Below are 17,181 nucleotides of genomic sequence, written 5' to 3'. Positions count from 1 at the left end.
TTGTGTGTCTCGATAACAATTTATGATGTTTTCATCTCTAAAATAAAGTACAACTAGACATCATTTTTTCTAGGATGATCTATTCTAGTGGACAACAAATCGTCATCACTGACTAACTTATATGATTTAGGCTGACATGAATTCTTCAAGCTAGATAATCGTGGCAACTGAAAGAGGTATTGATTTACATCTTGGTTTTTAGTCTAGCGCAATCTATTAAAGTGGTTAATTACATGAACTATTTCAGTATACTCAACTCTAGATAATCAAGCCCCAACAGTGATGAAGGGATAATTTTTTAACTATTTATACTTATAAACCATGGAGCCCATATGCGCATCACTTCTCAATCTTCTTTTGTTACAGCACCGACTAAAATTCAAGCAGTAGACCCAGCACAAAACAAGAACAAAAAAGAAGTGGTCTTTATTGAAGATAATGTCAGCGATTATCAAACTCTTATCGATGGAGTGAATGCTGGAGTGGGAGTCGTTCTACTAGACTCAACTCAAGACGGCCTCGCTCAAATGGCATTGTGGGCTGCAACGCATACTGATTTTGATGCCATTCATCTTATCTCCCATGGTAGTGAAGGCTCGCTGAATCTCGGGGGCTTGAACTTAGATACCAACACAATAGAGTCCCGCAGTAGCGATTTGGCTCAGCTAGGCGACTCGTTAACTGAAGACGGCGATATACTGCTTTACGGCTGTGACGTCGCCAGTGGCGAAGGACAAGATTTTGTTACTGCTTTCGCCAAAGCAACGCAGGCCGATGTAGCGGCGTCCGATGACTTAACTGGCTCGGCTGTGCTGGGTGGGGATTGGGTATTGGAGAATCGGTCTGGTACTATCGAGGCTACTAGCTTATCAAAAGACTTGTTAAGTGGGTTTACGGGCTTCCTCGGCGATAGTGATCCAGATATTATTGGCTTTGCTATTCACAATAGCTCAAACACTCCAACTATAGTCTATCCTGATACTGACGGCATCACCTCGTTTACGAGCACAGCCACTCGGTCGGATGGCGAAAATTTAGTTGGTACCACTTATGGTTTTCTGGATCCTAATGTTCTCCCCAGTTCTGAAACGTATACTCTTGTTTTCTCCGAAACTTTGAATATAACAGAATTTGATATTGCTGAATTTGACGACATTAATGCTGGCGAAAATTACGTGATTACGCCGGATAGTGGTACGCCAGTGAACTTAGCCGACAATAGCAGCAGTTTTAGCGGTGAAATCGCCAGGCTTAATCCAAGTGATTGGTCTGAAGTTACCTCACTTACTGTATCTTACGAAGGCTCTGATGATTGGTACCTTGGGATCGATAATATCAAGTTTACAATAGCTCCCGATACAACGGCTCCAGTCTTTGATACCAGCCCATCAACCAGTAACATCGCAACGACCACGTTTGATTTAACAACCGACATTGATGAAGGCGGTAAGATTTATTACGTTGTCGTTGCTGATGGCGCACAAGCCCCGACGGTCGATGAGGTAAAGGCAGGCATAGACTACGGTACTGTTGAAGCAGGCCGTGGTGGTGTCACTATGGTTCAATCCGGCAATGCACTGGTGTCGACTGGTGACTTCTCTAATATTTTCAATGTTGTCGGGCTAACGGCAAACACATCTTACGATGTCTACGTTGTTGCGGAAGATGATGAAAGCACACCCAACACTCAAGCGACAGTCACTAAGCTGGATGTAACGACTATAGCACCTGCCAACACAGCCCCAACCCTAACCGCAACAGGCAGCGACCCAACCTTTACCGAAGATGGTTCAGCGGTAACCTTGTTTTCAGGAGCAAATGCTTCAACAATTGAAGCGAGTCAAACCTTTTCTGGCGCGACATTTACGGTTTCTAATGTAGCAGACGGCACGCCTACAGGCTCGGATGAAATACTGACGGTATTTGGTGTCGATATTGCACTTAATGATACCAATACAGGCGCCATTGGCACCGCCAATTACAGTGTTTCCGTAAATAATGGCACAGCGACGGTAACCATCACTGGAGCGAGCCTGACACCGGCCGAAACCAATTCCTTAATTAATACAATAACCTACCGTAATGTAAACGAGAACCCGACCTCAGGTGCTCGGACGGCGAGCATTGTAAGTGCTACTGACAACGGCGGCAGAGCCAACAGCGGTGAGGATACCGTGACACTTGATATTGCTTCAACGGTTACTGTCGCGGCGGTTGACGATGCACCAACCTTGAATAATACCCCTGATTACGTCACTGTCACCGAAGACACGGTAAGCAGTGTTGATTTGTCGGCGTTGACCTTTGCTGAGCTGGAAGATGAATCCATTACCGTCACCTTAGACATTGACGCAGGCGCTTTCTCTGCACCCGCTGATGGAGCGAATTTCGGCAGTGGCGTTACTGAGGCCTTAGTCAGTAGCACTCAAATCACCTTGTCTGGGTCGGCTGCGGACATTAATACCTATCTGGATACCGCGAATCATATCCAATACACAGGCGCGTCCAATGTAAGTGGCAACAATAAAGCCACCTTGACAGTGAATGCCAAAGACAGCAATGACACCGCCATGACAGCCAAAACCATTAACATCGACATCAATGGCGTGAATGACGCACCAGAAATATCGATTGAAGACAGTAAACTAACCTATACCGAAGGGGATTTTGAGGCAAATGCCGTTAATATAGGCCCTTCCGCTACCCTGTCTGATATAGAGGGAACGTGGAATAAAGGCACTTTAGTCGCTCAAATTACCGCTAACGCTAACGAGTCCGATTTCCTCGTCATATTTGATCGAGACGAAGATGACATTTATATTACACTAGATAAATCAAGCGTTTTAGCAGATACAGGCTCTGGTACATTTGAGATCGGTACCATCAGTGAATCTACGTCTAAGTCAGACGCATCTAAAGCATCTGATGGCGCTGTTTTTGACGACTCAGCGCTGACTATTACTTTCAACGAACTGGCTACCAATGACAACGTTCAAGAGGTACTCCAGTCCATTATTTATGGCACTATTTCCGAAAACCCAGACACATCAGATAGAACCGTTTCCATTAGTGTGACGGATCAAGACGGTGGCACAAATAACGATTCTCGTATTATTGAAGTCATCGCTGTGGATGATGCACCAACCTTGAATAATACCCCTGATGACGTCACTGTCACCGAAGACACGGTAAGCAGTGTTGATTTGTCGGCGTTGACCTTTGCTGAGCTGGAAGATGAATCCATTACCGTCACCTTAGACATTGACGCAGGCACTTTCTCTGCACCCGCTGATGGAGCGAGTGTCGGCAGCGGGGTTACTGAGGTCTTAGTCAGTAGCACTCAAATCACCTTGTCTGGTTCGGCTGCGGACATTAATACCTATCTGGATACCGCGAATCATATCCAATACACAGGCGCGTCCAATGTAAGTGGCAACAATAAAGCCACCTTGACAGTGAATGCCAAAGACAGCAATGACACCGCCATGACAGCCCAAACCATTAACATCGACATCAGTGGCGTGAATGACGCACCTGATGTTTTGGTAGCCGATACGAGTTTACCCTATACCGAAAATGCTTCGGCCGTACAAATCGACTCGGCAGCGACATTAAACGACATTGAAAGTAACTGGAACGAAGGCACCTTAGTCGCCCAAATTACTGGAAATGCCGAAACCGCAGACGTACTCAGCATCTCAGATACCGATGGCGACTCCCTTGAAATTACGGTCAGCGGCACCGACATTTTTGCGAATAGCGGATCCGGCGTCATCGACATTGGCGACCTCAGCGCGGCTGGCGGTACTGTGACCAACGGGACGGCATTAACCATTACATTTGATTACGACGCCACCAATGATTCTGTACAAGAGGTGTTGCAATCTCTACGTTATTCCAACACCTCTGATAACCCAGGGACAACGAACCGCACCGTCACTATCACGACAACAGATAACAACTCAGGTACATCAAGTGACACGAGAACGATTGAGGTGTCGGCCGTAGACGATGCGCCTACACTTATCAATACGCCAACCGATCTTCCTGCTACAGAAGACGTTACTGTTGGCCTTGAGTTGTCAGCGTTGACATTTTCAGAACTAGAAGACGAAACCATTACGGTCACTTTAGACATTGACTCAGGCACTTTCTCCGCACCCACTGATGGAGCGAGTGTCGGCAGCGGTGTGACTGAGGTCTTAGTCAGCCCCACTCAAATTACCCTAGAAGGCTCAGCTTCTGACATCAATACCTATTTGGATATCTCCAATCGTATTCAATACACAAGCGCGGCCAATGTAAGTGGGCAAGATCAAGCCATTCTGACGGTAAATGCCAAAGACAGTAATGACACCGCCATGACAGCCCAAACCATCAACATCGACATCAATGGCGTGAATGACGCTCCTGATCTTTCGGTAGCCGATACGAATTTACCCTATACCGAAAATGCTTCGGCTGTACAAATCGACTCGGCAGCGACATTAAGTGACATTGAAAGTAACTGGAACGAAGGCACCTTAGTCGCCCAAATTACTGGAAATGCGGAAGCCGCGGACCTACTGAGCATGTCAGATACCGATGGTGATGCCATTACAATAACCACTAACTCTAATACTATTTACGCTAATGACAGCAAGATCGGTTTTTTCGGTGCGTCTAAAGGTGGTGTTAGTATGAGCAACGGTACAACACCGTTAACCATTACGTTTAACGAGAATGCAACTAATGAGGGTGTACAAGAAGTGTTGCAGTCTTTGCGTTATTCCAACACTTCCGATAACCCGGGAACGGCCAACCGCACCGTCACTATCACGGCAACAGATAACAGCTCAGGCACATCAAGTGACACGAGAACGATTGAGGTGACGGCGGTTGATGACGCGCCAACTTTATCAAATGCACCGACGGACATTACGGTGACAGAAGACACGGTAAGCAATGTGGATTTGTCGGCGCTGACCTTTGCTGAGCTGGATGGCGAAACCATTACGGTCACCTTAGACATTGACGCAGGCACTTTCTCTGCACCCGCTGATGGAGCGAGTGTCGGCCGTGGCGTTACTGAGGCCTTAGTCAGTAGCACTCAAATCACCTTGTCTGGGTCGGCTGCGGACATTAATACCTATCTGGATACCGCCAATCATATCCAATACACAGGCGCGTCCAATGTAAATGGGCAAGATCAAGCCACTCTTACGGTGAATGCCAAAGACAGCAATGACACCGCCATAACGGCCCAAACCATTAACATTGATGTTACCGCCGTGAATGATGCGCCCGAAGGGGCTGATAAGTCCGTTTCCATTAGTGGCTTACAAGCGCATACCTTTGCCGCCTCTGACTTTACCCTAACCGATGTGGAAAACGACGGATTATCTGGCGTACGCATTGATGTGCAGTCGCTAGACAACGGTCTACTAACACTGTCAGGCGTCACCGTAACCGACGGACAAACAGTAAATCTCGCCGATTTAGGCAATTTAGTGTATGCGCCTACCGCGTTTGGTAATGATGCTTTCACCTTTAGTGTGATTGATGACTCCGGTCAAGCGAATACAATAGATACAACGCCGAATACCTTTTCGTTTGGCGTAACGCCTGTACCAGAAACACCAACGACACCAACGGTGCCTCAACCTCCAGCAAACGCTACTGTGATTGACGGTGCATTTGTTAGCTCTTCCACAGAAGAAGATCAAAATGGGGAGACAATTGACGTCATATCCGTTTTCCCAACGACAGCAGACCGTTCAGACACAAACCCAGTGTCAGAATCAGCCGATGTGCCTCTGCATTTCTCTGATGACGCAGGTAACGTGGTCGTAACCACCGTCAGTTTACCAACAGGCGTTGGTATCAAAGCGAGAGCCAACAATACCGCCAAAACCAAAAATGCAGAAACCGATCTCGTCAGTCTAATCAATAAGTTCTCAACCGCAGGGTCGGACAAGGACGAAGCACTCGCAAAAGGTCAAACCTTTTTAAATGAAGCGTCTGATGCAGGCAACCAACTTTGGGTGAATGAAGTGGTACTGGAACTAGATCAAAACCAAAGCTCCAGTGGCACAACCATTAAGGTATCAGGTACTTCAGATACCACACAAGAAGAAGCGCTCGTCATTGATGCCCGTCAGCTGTCGCCTGGCACCGTATTGGATCTCAGCGACATAGAGTTTGCTGTTATCGTGGGCAGCGGTATTCAAGTCCGCGGTGGTGCGGGTAAAAACGTGGTCTTCGCAGGCGCGGGTAACCAAGATATTATCCTCGGTGCGGAAGACGATGAACTGCACGCTGGTGATGGCAATGATCTTATCGGCTCCAAAGGCGGTGACGATGTCTTATTCGGGGACGCGGGCAACGATACCGTCGTTGGTGGCACGGGTAACGACACCTTAAATGGCGGCACCGGTGACGACGTACTTCAAGGCGGCCAACAAAGCAAAGGAGAATTCACCTTTAGCCTAACAGCCGATGGCAAAATGCAAACCACCTACACACCTGATGATGCTGACTTCTCTGATTTAGGCGCGGTATCGGCGTCATTCACCGGCGATTGGTATACTCGACCTGTGTACATCATCGAAGGCGAAGCGCTTGCGGTTGATACCTCTCAAGCAAACGTCGCAAACTTTGATCAAGCTGGCTTTGTGCTTCAAGGTAACCAAGACTATGCTTTCTTGGCCTCTGATGTCGCGCGTTTAAAAACCATTGCCGTTTTATATACCGCCGTGGTTGGGGCGCGACCGACCCTTGCCGAGTTAAATGATTTTGCATCGGGCCAACACAATGTGGATCAATTAGCGGCTCTGGCACTGGATTTTTGGCAAGCTAAGTCAGGTTTTACCGATCAAACCGACGTGCAAACGCAAGTCAGCGGCCTGCTGAAGGCCATGTGGGGAGCCAATAACGTCACCCAGCAAGACATCAACAGTGCGGTCAGCCAGATGAATAGCGGCACAACACTTGAATCCTGGTTAGTGCAATTAGTCGATAACAGCAAGTCAACGGCCTTGATGGCTGACAACAGTGGTAATTTGCAATTGGCTCAGACCCTGGATGTAGCCGAAAGCGGTTTAATGCCAGACGCGGGTGAAGACATACTCAACGGCGGTGACGGTAACGATACGCTGATTGGCGGTCATGGCAGCGACATCCTTAACGGTGGCACCGGCATCGATACAGCGCAGCAATTTAGAGCCTCCACCGATTACCAAACTCTCTTAACCTCTGACGGCAAAATCACCTTGGTGTATACAGATAAAGCCTATGTGGAAACGGATACCCTGAACAGCGTTGAAGTGGTTACCTTCTCGGACACCACTGAGAACTTCGCCGCCACAAACTTATCCGCCTACACACTGAAATACCTTGCCGCCCTGAAACAACTGGTGACTGGAGAAAGCGTTACTTTAGAGGAATTAAGTCAGTATCAAGAAAGTGGCCTCACTCTGTTTGGTCAAGCTCAAGCGCTGATGGCATCAGAGCAATATCAAGCCAAATGGGGGGCATTGGATAATAGAAGCTTTGTGGAGCAAGTATCCAACGCGGTGATCGAGACACCGCTGAGCGAAACTGAAGTGGATTACTGGACGTCAAGGCTGGATACAAATCTATCGAGAGAAGACGGTTTTGTGCTCTTAACAGGGATGCCAAGCTATCAAGAGGAAGTGGTGGGCGACGGTCTGATGATTTAAACCACAACGTCTTGTCGGGCTCTAGCCCGACAAGACGTTGATATTATTAATAATTGTTGCGTTCTGTAGGTCGGCCTTCAGGCCGACAAGACATTGATATTGCTGATCATTGTTGCGCTAAAGCACAACCTTTTCGTTTGATTTAACCCGAAAACACCTTGATATTACTGATCCTTGTTGCGCTAAAGCACAACCTACTTTTCGCTTAATTTAGCCCAACAATATCAACCTATTTAGTATTAAGCTCTAAAGCATATTCCCACTCTTCTACAAAGCGCTTCTGTTTAGCATAATCTCGACCCAATAAGAGCTGCTGATTCAACTCTATCATTCTTGTTGGGTGTGATGGATTTAATATTTGACCATTTTGGGTGATATTCCAATTTATCGGATATAATAAATTTTCTGATTGCATAATATTTTGTCCTATATCCGAAAGTAAGAAATCTAAAAACAGTCCTCCCATTCGTGCTTGAGGTGAGTTTTTAGGAATCAAAGCAACCTGCATTAACATCAAGGTGTAATCTGTCGGGATAATCATAATCAACCAGGGGTTTTCTAATACTCTTTTATGCGCATATGAACCCAATAAATTATAACCCAATACAATCTGACCACTTTCAATATCATCAATTATGTCTCTTGAGCAGCAATAGGTTTTTACATGATGGCTGCCAAAGGCTTCTAACAAACGCCCCCAAGTAATGTCCGCTTGCCTAGAGTCCTGGCTCGCGAGCAAATAACCAACACCACTGCGTTGAATATCATACGTCCCTATACGCCCTTTAATATCATTACTGTATTTTCGAATGGTTTGTAGTAACTCTTGTCTATTATGAGGAAACTCAGAGTTTGGAAATAAGCCTCGATTTGCGACCATTACAATAGGTTCCATTGACAAAGCAAAAATCTGATTGCGCCATGATGCTATTGTAGGCAAAGCATCTGTCATAATCGATTGGTAACTTTGAGCAAAGCCATCATTGACTAATTTCAGTTGTAAATCCATAGCACTACTAATGACAAGTCCAGCGTTTGGCTTCGGTTTTTCATTGATAACTCTATTGTATAAATCTAATGTACTCATTTGATCGTACTTGATTTTAATATCAGGGTGTATTGCAAGAAAATGCTCAATTAAAGGTGACAGAGTTTCAACACCTACTGTTGAATATAGAGTTAAACTCTTAGGCGCATTGTCATTACCAAAAAAGGGCACGTCATCAACCGCAAAAGAACAAGAGCTAGACAATCCATTAAAACAAGTAAGCAGAAAAAATAGGCCGTACTTCATGCTTCCACCTCATTATGTTCTGGTAATAAAACTTCAATAGTAGTCCCTTGGGGCTCGGTATCTGAAATTGAAAGTGTTGCATTGTGTCTATCCGCAATGTCTTTTACCATCGCTAGACCAACACCGCTTCCTGAAATTTCGTACTGCCCTCGATAAAATCGATCAAATACTTTGGTTTTATCGTCATCACTGATACCAACACCGTAATCAATTACCTTAACGCCAACAAAACCATTCGTTTGGAATACATGAATATCAACAGACTTAGACGATTCGTTATCGTGTACGCGGCTATAACGAATGGCATTATCAATAATATTGGAAAACATTTGCTGCAGTGAAAACACATCACCTAAAATTGAAGCGTCTGGAGCAGATGAATCGAAAGATAAATAGATCTTTTGTTGCAAAGCCGAAACCGCTAAATCCATGCAGATCTGCTTTACCAATCCATTCATTTCAATTTCAACAAGGCCTTGGGTTTGCAACCGATGGGAAACCACAGCTTGATTAAGTAACATGGTAACGGTTTGGCTCAGTTTATCGCTTTGCAGAACAATTTGCTTTAATGCCTCTTGCTGCCTTTCGGGGGTTGTTTGATCCCGGGCATTCTCTGCAAGGGCTTTTAAACTCGATAGTGGCGTTCGTAATTGATGTGCAGATTCTGCCGTATAATTTTCTAACTGCTCTAAATTTTGCTGCAATCGCGCCATAAAATGATTAATAGACACTTTTAATTGGTAAGTCTCTTTTGGGGTGTTAATCATGATAGGGGACAAGTCACCGGGTTGCCGTGCTTCTAATACATCTTCTAAACGATGTAATGGGCGCAATACAAAATGACTACCAAAGGTAATTAAAGCAATGGTTACAAAAACAATCAAGACGACTACTTGTAACGCTCTGGAAGTGATCGAAGAAGACATTTCCTCTCGCGACAAGCGAGTTTGAGCTAATAGAATCCGAATAGTTCCTTGAGTATTTGGTTCAGTTAAGCCTCGTTCAAGCCAAGCCACACGGATTTCTTCACCGGAAAACGCTTGATTATAAAATTGCATTTCTCCCAGTTTTGATGGAGTAGGTGGCTCACCTTCTAATTCTTTGTAACCAGTGATAAAGCCATTTTCTGAACTGTCTACCCGATAAAAAATACGATCGTCATTTGCCTGTGCCAAGGTAGAAAATACAGACCAAGGAATATCAATAGAGATTTTTCCTCGTACTAAAATAACATTTTCATCCATTTGTAGAAGAGCACTTCTAAGCAAACGATCATAGGATAAATCAGCCAAACGTTGACTATAATTAAACACCAGATTAATCACTATGATAGCAATAATACTGATAATACCGATGCCTGCGACAATAAAACGTACACGTAAAGAAGGCGCTTTTTTTAATGACTGCTGCTCTTCTTCAGTCTGACTTTGGTAGCTTGGTAACTTCTGCCACATAGCCTAATCCTCTTAAGGTGCTAATAATCAAAGAGCTACCCGACAGTTTTTTCCGTAATCGACCAACGTATAATTCAATCGCATTCGGTCCTGGACTTTCATCAAAGTTAAACAAGTGTTCCGTTATTTCATCTTTACTGAGTACGCGCCCTAAATGCCCTAAAAAAATTTCAAGTAATTGAAACTCCCTACTCGTAATCGGCTGCACTTCACCATTAAGTAAAACTTGCCTGGCGTCACGATTCACCTGTAAATTGCCATGATCAGTGATGTTTTTCGCATACCCATGATGCCGTCGAAGTAACGCGCGACAACGGGCTTCAAGCTCGCCAAAATTAAAAGGTTTGGTTAAATAGTCATCCGCTCCAGCATCTAACAAACGTATACGGTATTCAATTTGATCTTGTGCCGTTAAAATCAGAACAGGGGTTGGATTATCACGAGATCGTAGGTTTTTCAGCACTTGTAAACCTGACAACCCAGGTAAGTTTAGGTCTAGAAGAATCAAATCGACCGTTTGATATTTCAGGATGTCTGAAGCCTGCTGTCCATTCATGACTAAATCAGCCGCATGACCAAGACTGTTTAAGCGCTCACATATCGCTTCTCCAAGCACTTTCGTATCTTCTACTACTAACACTCTCATGAGTACACTCGCTACGAATAAACTATTATCGATAAAAAAATTTGGTCTTTAAAAGTACAAAATTCGGAGCAAAATATCATTCACTCCGAATTTTCATTCGTTAAAGTAGCGTCCGTTATTGCGCTAAACTCCATGTGCATCTAAACATAAACTAAATTGAGTGTTTAATCACTTGTTTTAGCCTGTCTCATTTTAGATCTCACAATGGGCCCAATAATTACTGGTAAGACTAATCCTAAGATAGCTACCACCCACAAACCAATACTCAAACCACTATTGAAAAGAGCACCCCAATCACCATCAGATAATACTAATGCATGGCGTAAGCTTTTTTCCATTTCAGGGCCAAGCAGCATGCCAAGAATAACCGGAACTAAAGGAATATCGACTTTTCTTAAAATATACCCAACAACACCAAAAGCCACCATAAAATACAGATCCAAAGCACTGTGGCTAACGGAATAGATACCCACTGACGCCACCAGAGTGACAATAGGCATCAAGTATTTTGGTGGAATACTTAGCAACTTAACAAAGATTCCAACCATAGGAATGTTAAGTAATAACAATACTAAGTTACCAACAAATAATGCAGCAATAACACCCCAAACAAGATCCGCGTTCTGTTGAAATAACATTGGGCCAGGTGTCACATTAAGTGATATCAACATAGCAAGAAGCACCGCTGTTGTACCACTTCCAGGTACACCTAGGGTTAGCATTGGAACAAGTGCGCCGGATGCCGCACCATTATTTCCTGCTTCTGGAGCCGCTACACCACGCGGATCGCCTTTACCAAAATCGCCGTTCGTGCCAACAATTTTCTTTTCTAATGTATAGCTGACAAAACTTCCTAGAGACGCTCCCGCACCAGGTAAAACACCGGCAACAAAGCCAAGTAATGCTCCACGAATAGATGAAGGAAGTACTTTTATCACATCTTTCATGGTTAATTTAAGTCGATTCACCGCCACTTTTTTCATGCCATCTCCGGCATGTTTTTCAATAAAGAAAAGTAACTCACTGATGGCAAACAAACCCACGATTGCAATAATGAAATCGACGCCTTCAAATAACTCTAAGGTATTGAATGTATAACGTTGTACTCCAGAGGAAATATCAATACCAACGGACGCAATCATTAAACCTAAAGCCGCCGCCATTAACGTTTTAAATTGATTTTTACCTGTAATACCGCCCAGTGTCGCAAACGCCAGTGCAAATAGAGCAAAATACTCTGCTGGCCCAAATTTAAGGGCAAACTTAGCTAGAATAGGAGCCAAAATAACTAAGCCGATAGTAGCAATTAAGCTGCCAATAAAAGACGCAATGGCAGAGATGGCTAATGCTTCAGCGGCTTTACCTTTTAAAGCCATTGGATAACCGTCTAAACAGGTCATCATAGCGGGCTCATCACCTGGAATATTTAACAAGATGGAAGAAATACGTCCACCATACATAGCGCCAGCATAAACAGAAGTTAGTAAGATCAAAGAAGACGTTGGGGATAAACCTAAACTAAAAGCGAGTGGTATTAAGATAGCCACACCGTTTGCAGGGCCTAAACCAGGTAATGCACCAATTAAGGTGCCTAAAATAGAACCTATTATGGCAAACATAATACTTTCAGGCGTTAGTGCTACGGCAAAACCTTGCATTAATAAATTGATTGTTTCCATCTTTAAAACTCCAGTAAACCTAGTGGCAGTGCTAATTCCAACATATTATTAAAGATTAAGAACATGACCACCGAACTGATTGTTCCTGTTAATAGGCAATTTTTAGGCTTTGCGCCCATTCTCCAACATAAATAAGACACAATCATAATGGCTGCAGGTATAAAACCTATAGGTTCAATTGCCCATGCAAACACTAGAATGGCTAATGCTACTGCGGAAAGCTCTAACAGCATTTTAGATGCTGGCCAAGCTTCATCAGGATCAGGTTTAAGGATTAAATAAACAGCACTAATACCCAATAAGAATGATAGGATAATAGGGAATGTTTCTGGGCCTACAGATTCACCGCCACCAAAAGGCTCAGGAAATTGAGTTGCTTCCCAACCGTAGCCAAAGGCTAAAATCAGCATAAGTATGCCAAAAACGCGATCATTTAAACGCATGACGTCGCTCCATAGTTAAGAATTTACAGTTAAATAAAGGGACGAAAAGATGCTCTCGTCCCTTAAGGTTGGCTACAAGGGCTAATTATTTAATTAGGCCAATGTCTTGTGACAATAGACGAATGTCTAGAGTTTGATTTTTTACAAATTGAGTGAATTCTTCACCTGTTTTATGGAATGGCATTAGACCATTTTTTGCCATAACCTCTTTCCACTCTGGCGTTGTGTACAATTCATCTACTGTTTCTACCCACCAATTGTACGAATCACTACTCGCATCACCTGGAACATAAAAACCACGCCAGTTCGGTGCAATCGTACCGATTCCTTGCTCCATGGCTGTTGGAATATGGCCAAATGGCTCTGGCAAACGCTCTTCTGCAAGAACGGCTAATACACGCAAATCACCGGAATCCATAAAGCCTTTTATTTCTGATACATCTCCTGTGTAAGCATCAATATGGCCACCAACTACTTGAACAATGGCTTCACTACCACCGTTAAAGGCGAGATATTTGATTTTTGGAAGATTTTCAACCTTGGCTTCTTTTGCTGTAATCAGTACTTTTAAATGATCCCAGCCACCTGTAGCACTACCACCTGCGAATTTAACCGAATTTGGATCACTTCTTAGAGAATCCATCAATTCCGTTAGATTTTGAAATTTAGAATCTTTGCTTACAGCGATAACTCCATAGTCAGCGCCCAGTGTTCCAACCCATTTAACTTGGTCGGCATTCATACCTGGAAACTGTCCTTGTGCAAGACGTGTTGTTGTCGCAGTACTTGCTGCCACAATCAGAGCATCGTCTTTAGAGCGCTTACTCACTGTATGGGCAAATGCAACACCGCCACCCGCGCCGCTCATGTTAACAGTCTGAACGTTGCCTTTAATGTACTGAAGATCTACTAAGGTTTTGCCAACACTACGGCAAGTAAAGTCCCAACCACCGCCTGGATTTGCTGGAGCTATGCATTCAGCGGATCGAGCAGGCTCGAAAGCTTGTGCTTGGCTTACTAGAATAACGGTTGAAAAAGTACTCGCGACGGCAAGTTTAATAGAGGTAGACAGAACGGACTTACGATTCAGCATAGGTTATCTCCTGCTTGTTATTTTTTTTATAAATATACTAGTACTTTTAGAATGTACCCATACCAAACAAGATATATCATTAAACTGTCGCTTACCTGTCATTTGATATTTCTTTTCATTCAAAAAAAGACCCTTTACCCGTGGTGCCTATGGAAAATACGGTAAAAAGATTAAGTTACTCACCCTCAATAAGAAATTATCATTAATGATCTAGCAAATTGATAATACGATGAGTCACTGACAGACTGTTTGAGTATCGATTCTGAACATTTTCTTTTTAAACCGTTGCCGCACGAAGTCGTTGGGTGTATTGAACGCTCTGTTTATAACAGGAGAGCTCGAAGACTTAGCTTTATATGAGAAGAACTTAGGTAAAGTATTGTTCTCTAAATGTGCCCAGAAAGTGATTTTTTTATTGTAGATAGTATACCACTAGAAGCTTGTCGACTAAGCCGAGCAAATCGAAGTATGTCAAGAATACTCAGCGACCGTCCTTGGTTTTGATTGCTGCGCGGTTGCTTGAAATGAAAAGTGTCGCACTTCGGGCTTGAATTCAGGTCTTAGTAAAAGGTTTATTGATTATTAAGGTTAGCTCATCAAATATAATAGGTTGGCTAAAATAATAACCTTGTATGTGATAACAACCAAATCGAGTTAAATGAGTAAGTTGTTTCTCTGTTTCTACTCCTTCTGCAATCACCTTTAAGTTGTAAAGCTTGGCAATTGAAAGGATGACATTCATGAGTGAATACTCGTTAACATTAATGTGTTCTAATGTATCGATAAAGGATTTATCTATTTTTAATGTATCTACAGGAAATGATGAGAGCTGATTGAACGAGCTATAGCCAGTCCCAAAATCGTCTAGGGAAATATTAACACCTAACGACTTTATTTTTTTGAATAGCTCAAGGCTTTTATTGTCTACAGAAATTAGGCTGGTTTCTGTTATTTCAAGTTCGATTTTGTTAGGAGGTATTTTATATTTTTCTAAAAGAAACGTTAACCCGTTGGAAAAATCGTTATTACTTAGTTCAACCCCTGAGATGTTTATAGAGAAATAACCAGAAAAATTATATTTGTCTTTAAGCCTACGGTATTGAATGAAAGCATTTTCTAAGACCCATAGATCAATGTTTCTTATCAATCCAGAAGATTCAGCAATAGGAATAAACTCATTAGGACCAATTGAGCTCTTGGTCAATTCCTTGCATCTAAGTAACACTTCTACACCTTCAATTATGTTTGTTTTTGAATTATAAATTGGCATGTACACTAAATGTAACAAATTATTGTGTAGGGAGTTTGAAAGGGTCCTTTCTATATACTGGCGATGTTGAGACTTTTCCTCTATAGACGCTGAGAAAACACAATATTGATTTTTTCCGTTCTCTTTTGCTGTATACATGGCGGCATCAGCACAGCTAATGATAGTTTTGGCGTCATCTGAATCTGTCGGGTAGGTAGCAACACCAATACTCGCATAAATATTATGACGTATATTTTTAACTAAGAAACCATGTTTAAATAATGCATTAATATCTTGAATTATTTGTATTACATCTTCCGTATTTGAAATACAAAGGATAAATTCATCACCAGAAAGACGAGAAGCGGTATTTTTACTTTGACTTTGGGAATTATTTACCCCTTCAATATTGGATAATTGGTTAGCGAACTCTATTAATACCGCGTCACCAGTATGATGACCGTATTGGTCATTTACTTGTTTAAAGTTATCTAAATCGATGTAGATCACAGACAACATTTTTTTGTTTGCTCTTGCTAGCTCAATGGCATGTTCTAATTCGGCCATAAAACGACTTCTATTGACCAGTCCTGTAAGTGGATCATTGTGCAGCAGGTTCAGATAACTGTTGTTCAGCTCGGAAATTTCATCGTTTTTATCAATGTGGCTAATTTTAACTTTGTTTATATCGTATTTAGCGTTTCTTATTTCTTTTGATAATTTCAATAAAGGGCTTATTAGGTTTTTTAGAAATAATGATCGTAAAATGATATAAGTAATAAAAGATACAACCAGAGCTAATCCATATATAGAATAATACACTTTTCTTATTTCATTATTAAATGAGGCTAGGTCGGGTTTTAATGAGAGGGTATAAAGTGAATTAACGAGTACTGAATTTTCGAAATGTATTTCTGTAAAAAAATCACTTTCTTTAGGCGGTTTTCTTCTGTCAATTATTGAGAATTTCATTTCATAATCACTGCCTAGAGATTGTCTTATATGCTCTTTTATGTTCTGATTTATATTGTTTTTTATGGTTATTATTGCATAAAAAAGTGTTAAATCATTATCATTTCTATGTAAATTAAGGTCTGTGAATAAATTTTGAGAAAAGGGCTGAATAAAACCTTGAATAGATTGATTATCATTGAGCTCATTAAAGAAGTGTGCCGGGTTTTGGTTGTTGTAATCGTTCAGCCACAGCTGATTTTTTTTAGGAATCGGCATAAGACGTTTCTCATCAAATGGATCTGACTCATCGATGCTAAACAATACATCCCCTTTATAATCTAAGATTTGAATTGAGTTTAGCGAAGGCAGTATTTTTTTGGAACGTTTAAAATAACGGAATAGAACGTCCTCCAATGCAAGGTCGTGTAAAAATTCGTTTGCCTTATTTGCCTCTGCAATCACTTCTGGACTGTTTAACGTTTGGCGTATTAGGTCTTCTAATATTTTCTTTTGTAGCATTGTATTATTATGAATAAGCGTAAGAGATTGTTTTGTATGAAACATAATCTCTTGTTTTCTTTCATTAACAACTTGCATGATGGCGATTGTTGAGACAACAAAAAAAACCAGGCTGATAATAGGGAGTAAAACCCAATTCATTTTAGTAAC

At 42.4% G+C, this 17,181-nt stretch carries 8 protein-coding genes; 1 reads left to right on the top strand and 7 read right to left on the bottom strand.

Going from position 1 to position 17,181, the window contains the following annotated elements:
- Window positions 1–332 precede the first annotated feature (332 nt).
- Complete coding sequence (locus IEZ33_RS09900; RefSeq protein ID WP_191603472.1) at window positions 333–7,700, top strand: DUF4347 domain-containing protein; 7,368 nt, start codon at window positions 333–335, stop codon at window positions 7,698–7,700.
- Window positions 7,701–7,929: 229 nt separating this feature from the next.
- Here the strand turns inward: IEZ33_RS09900 and IEZ33_RS09895 are convergent, their stop codons facing one another.
- The 7 genes from IEZ33_RS09895 to IEZ33_RS09865 all read right to left on the bottom strand — a co-directional run bounded on the left by IEZ33_RS09895 (window position 7,930) and on the right by IEZ33_RS09865 (window position 17,172).
- Window positions 7,930–8,994: an ABC transporter substrate-binding protein gene (locus tag IEZ33_RS09895; RefSeq protein ID WP_191603471.1), complete on the bottom strand. Its 1,065-nt coding sequence runs from the start codon at window positions 8,992–8,994 to the stop codon at window positions 7,930–7,932.
- On the bottom strand, window positions 8,991–10,448 hold the full coding sequence (locus IEZ33_RS09890) for a sensor histidine kinase (RefSeq protein ID WP_191603470.1): 1,458 nt from the start codon (window positions 10,446–10,448) through the stop codon (window positions 8,991–8,993). The genes IEZ33_RS09895 and IEZ33_RS09890 overlap by 4 nt, the downstream gene beginning before the upstream one ends.
- Entirely contained in the window at window positions 10,411–11,094 is a 684-nt protein-coding gene (locus IEZ33_RS09885) for a response regulator transcription factor (protein WP_191603469.1), read from the bottom strand. Before IEZ33_RS09885 ends, IEZ33_RS09890 begins: the two co-directional genes overlap by 38 nt.
- 164 nt (window positions 11,095–11,258) lie before the next feature.
- Window positions 11,259–12,773 (bottom strand): tripartite tricarboxylate transporter permease, encoded by a 1,515-nt coding sequence (locus IEZ33_RS09880; protein WP_191603468.1) that lies wholly within the window; start codon window positions 12,771–12,773, stop codon window positions 11,259–11,261.
- Window positions 12,774–12,775: 2 nt separating this feature from the next.
- On the bottom strand, window positions 12,776–13,216 hold the full coding sequence (locus tag IEZ33_RS09875; RefSeq protein WP_191603467.1) for a tripartite tricarboxylate transporter TctB family protein: 441 nt from the start codon (window positions 13,214–13,216) through the stop codon (window positions 12,776–12,778).
- Between the two features lie 85 nt (window positions 13,217–13,301).
- On the bottom strand, window positions 13,302–14,309 hold the full coding sequence (locus tag IEZ33_RS09870; protein ID WP_191603466.1) for a Bug family tripartite tricarboxylate transporter substrate binding protein: 1,008 nt from the start codon (window positions 14,307–14,309) through the stop codon (window positions 13,302–13,304).
- A gap of 553 nt (window positions 14,310–14,862) precedes the next feature.
- The gene (locus IEZ33_RS09865) at window positions 14,863–17,172 is read right to left on the bottom strand and encodes a putative bifunctional diguanylate cyclase/phosphodiesterase (RefSeq protein WP_191603465.1); all 2,310 of its coding nucleotides are present in this window, start codon (window positions 17,170–17,172) and stop codon (window positions 14,863–14,865) included.
- Window positions 17,173–17,181 lie beyond the last annotated feature (9 nt).

Source organism: Marinomonas algicola (assembly GCF_014805825.1).
GTDB lineage: Bacteria > Pseudomonadota > Gammaproteobacteria > Pseudomonadales > Marinomonadaceae > Marinomonas > Marinomonas algicola.
This window is presented reverse-complemented; position numbering and strand designations above follow the sequence as displayed.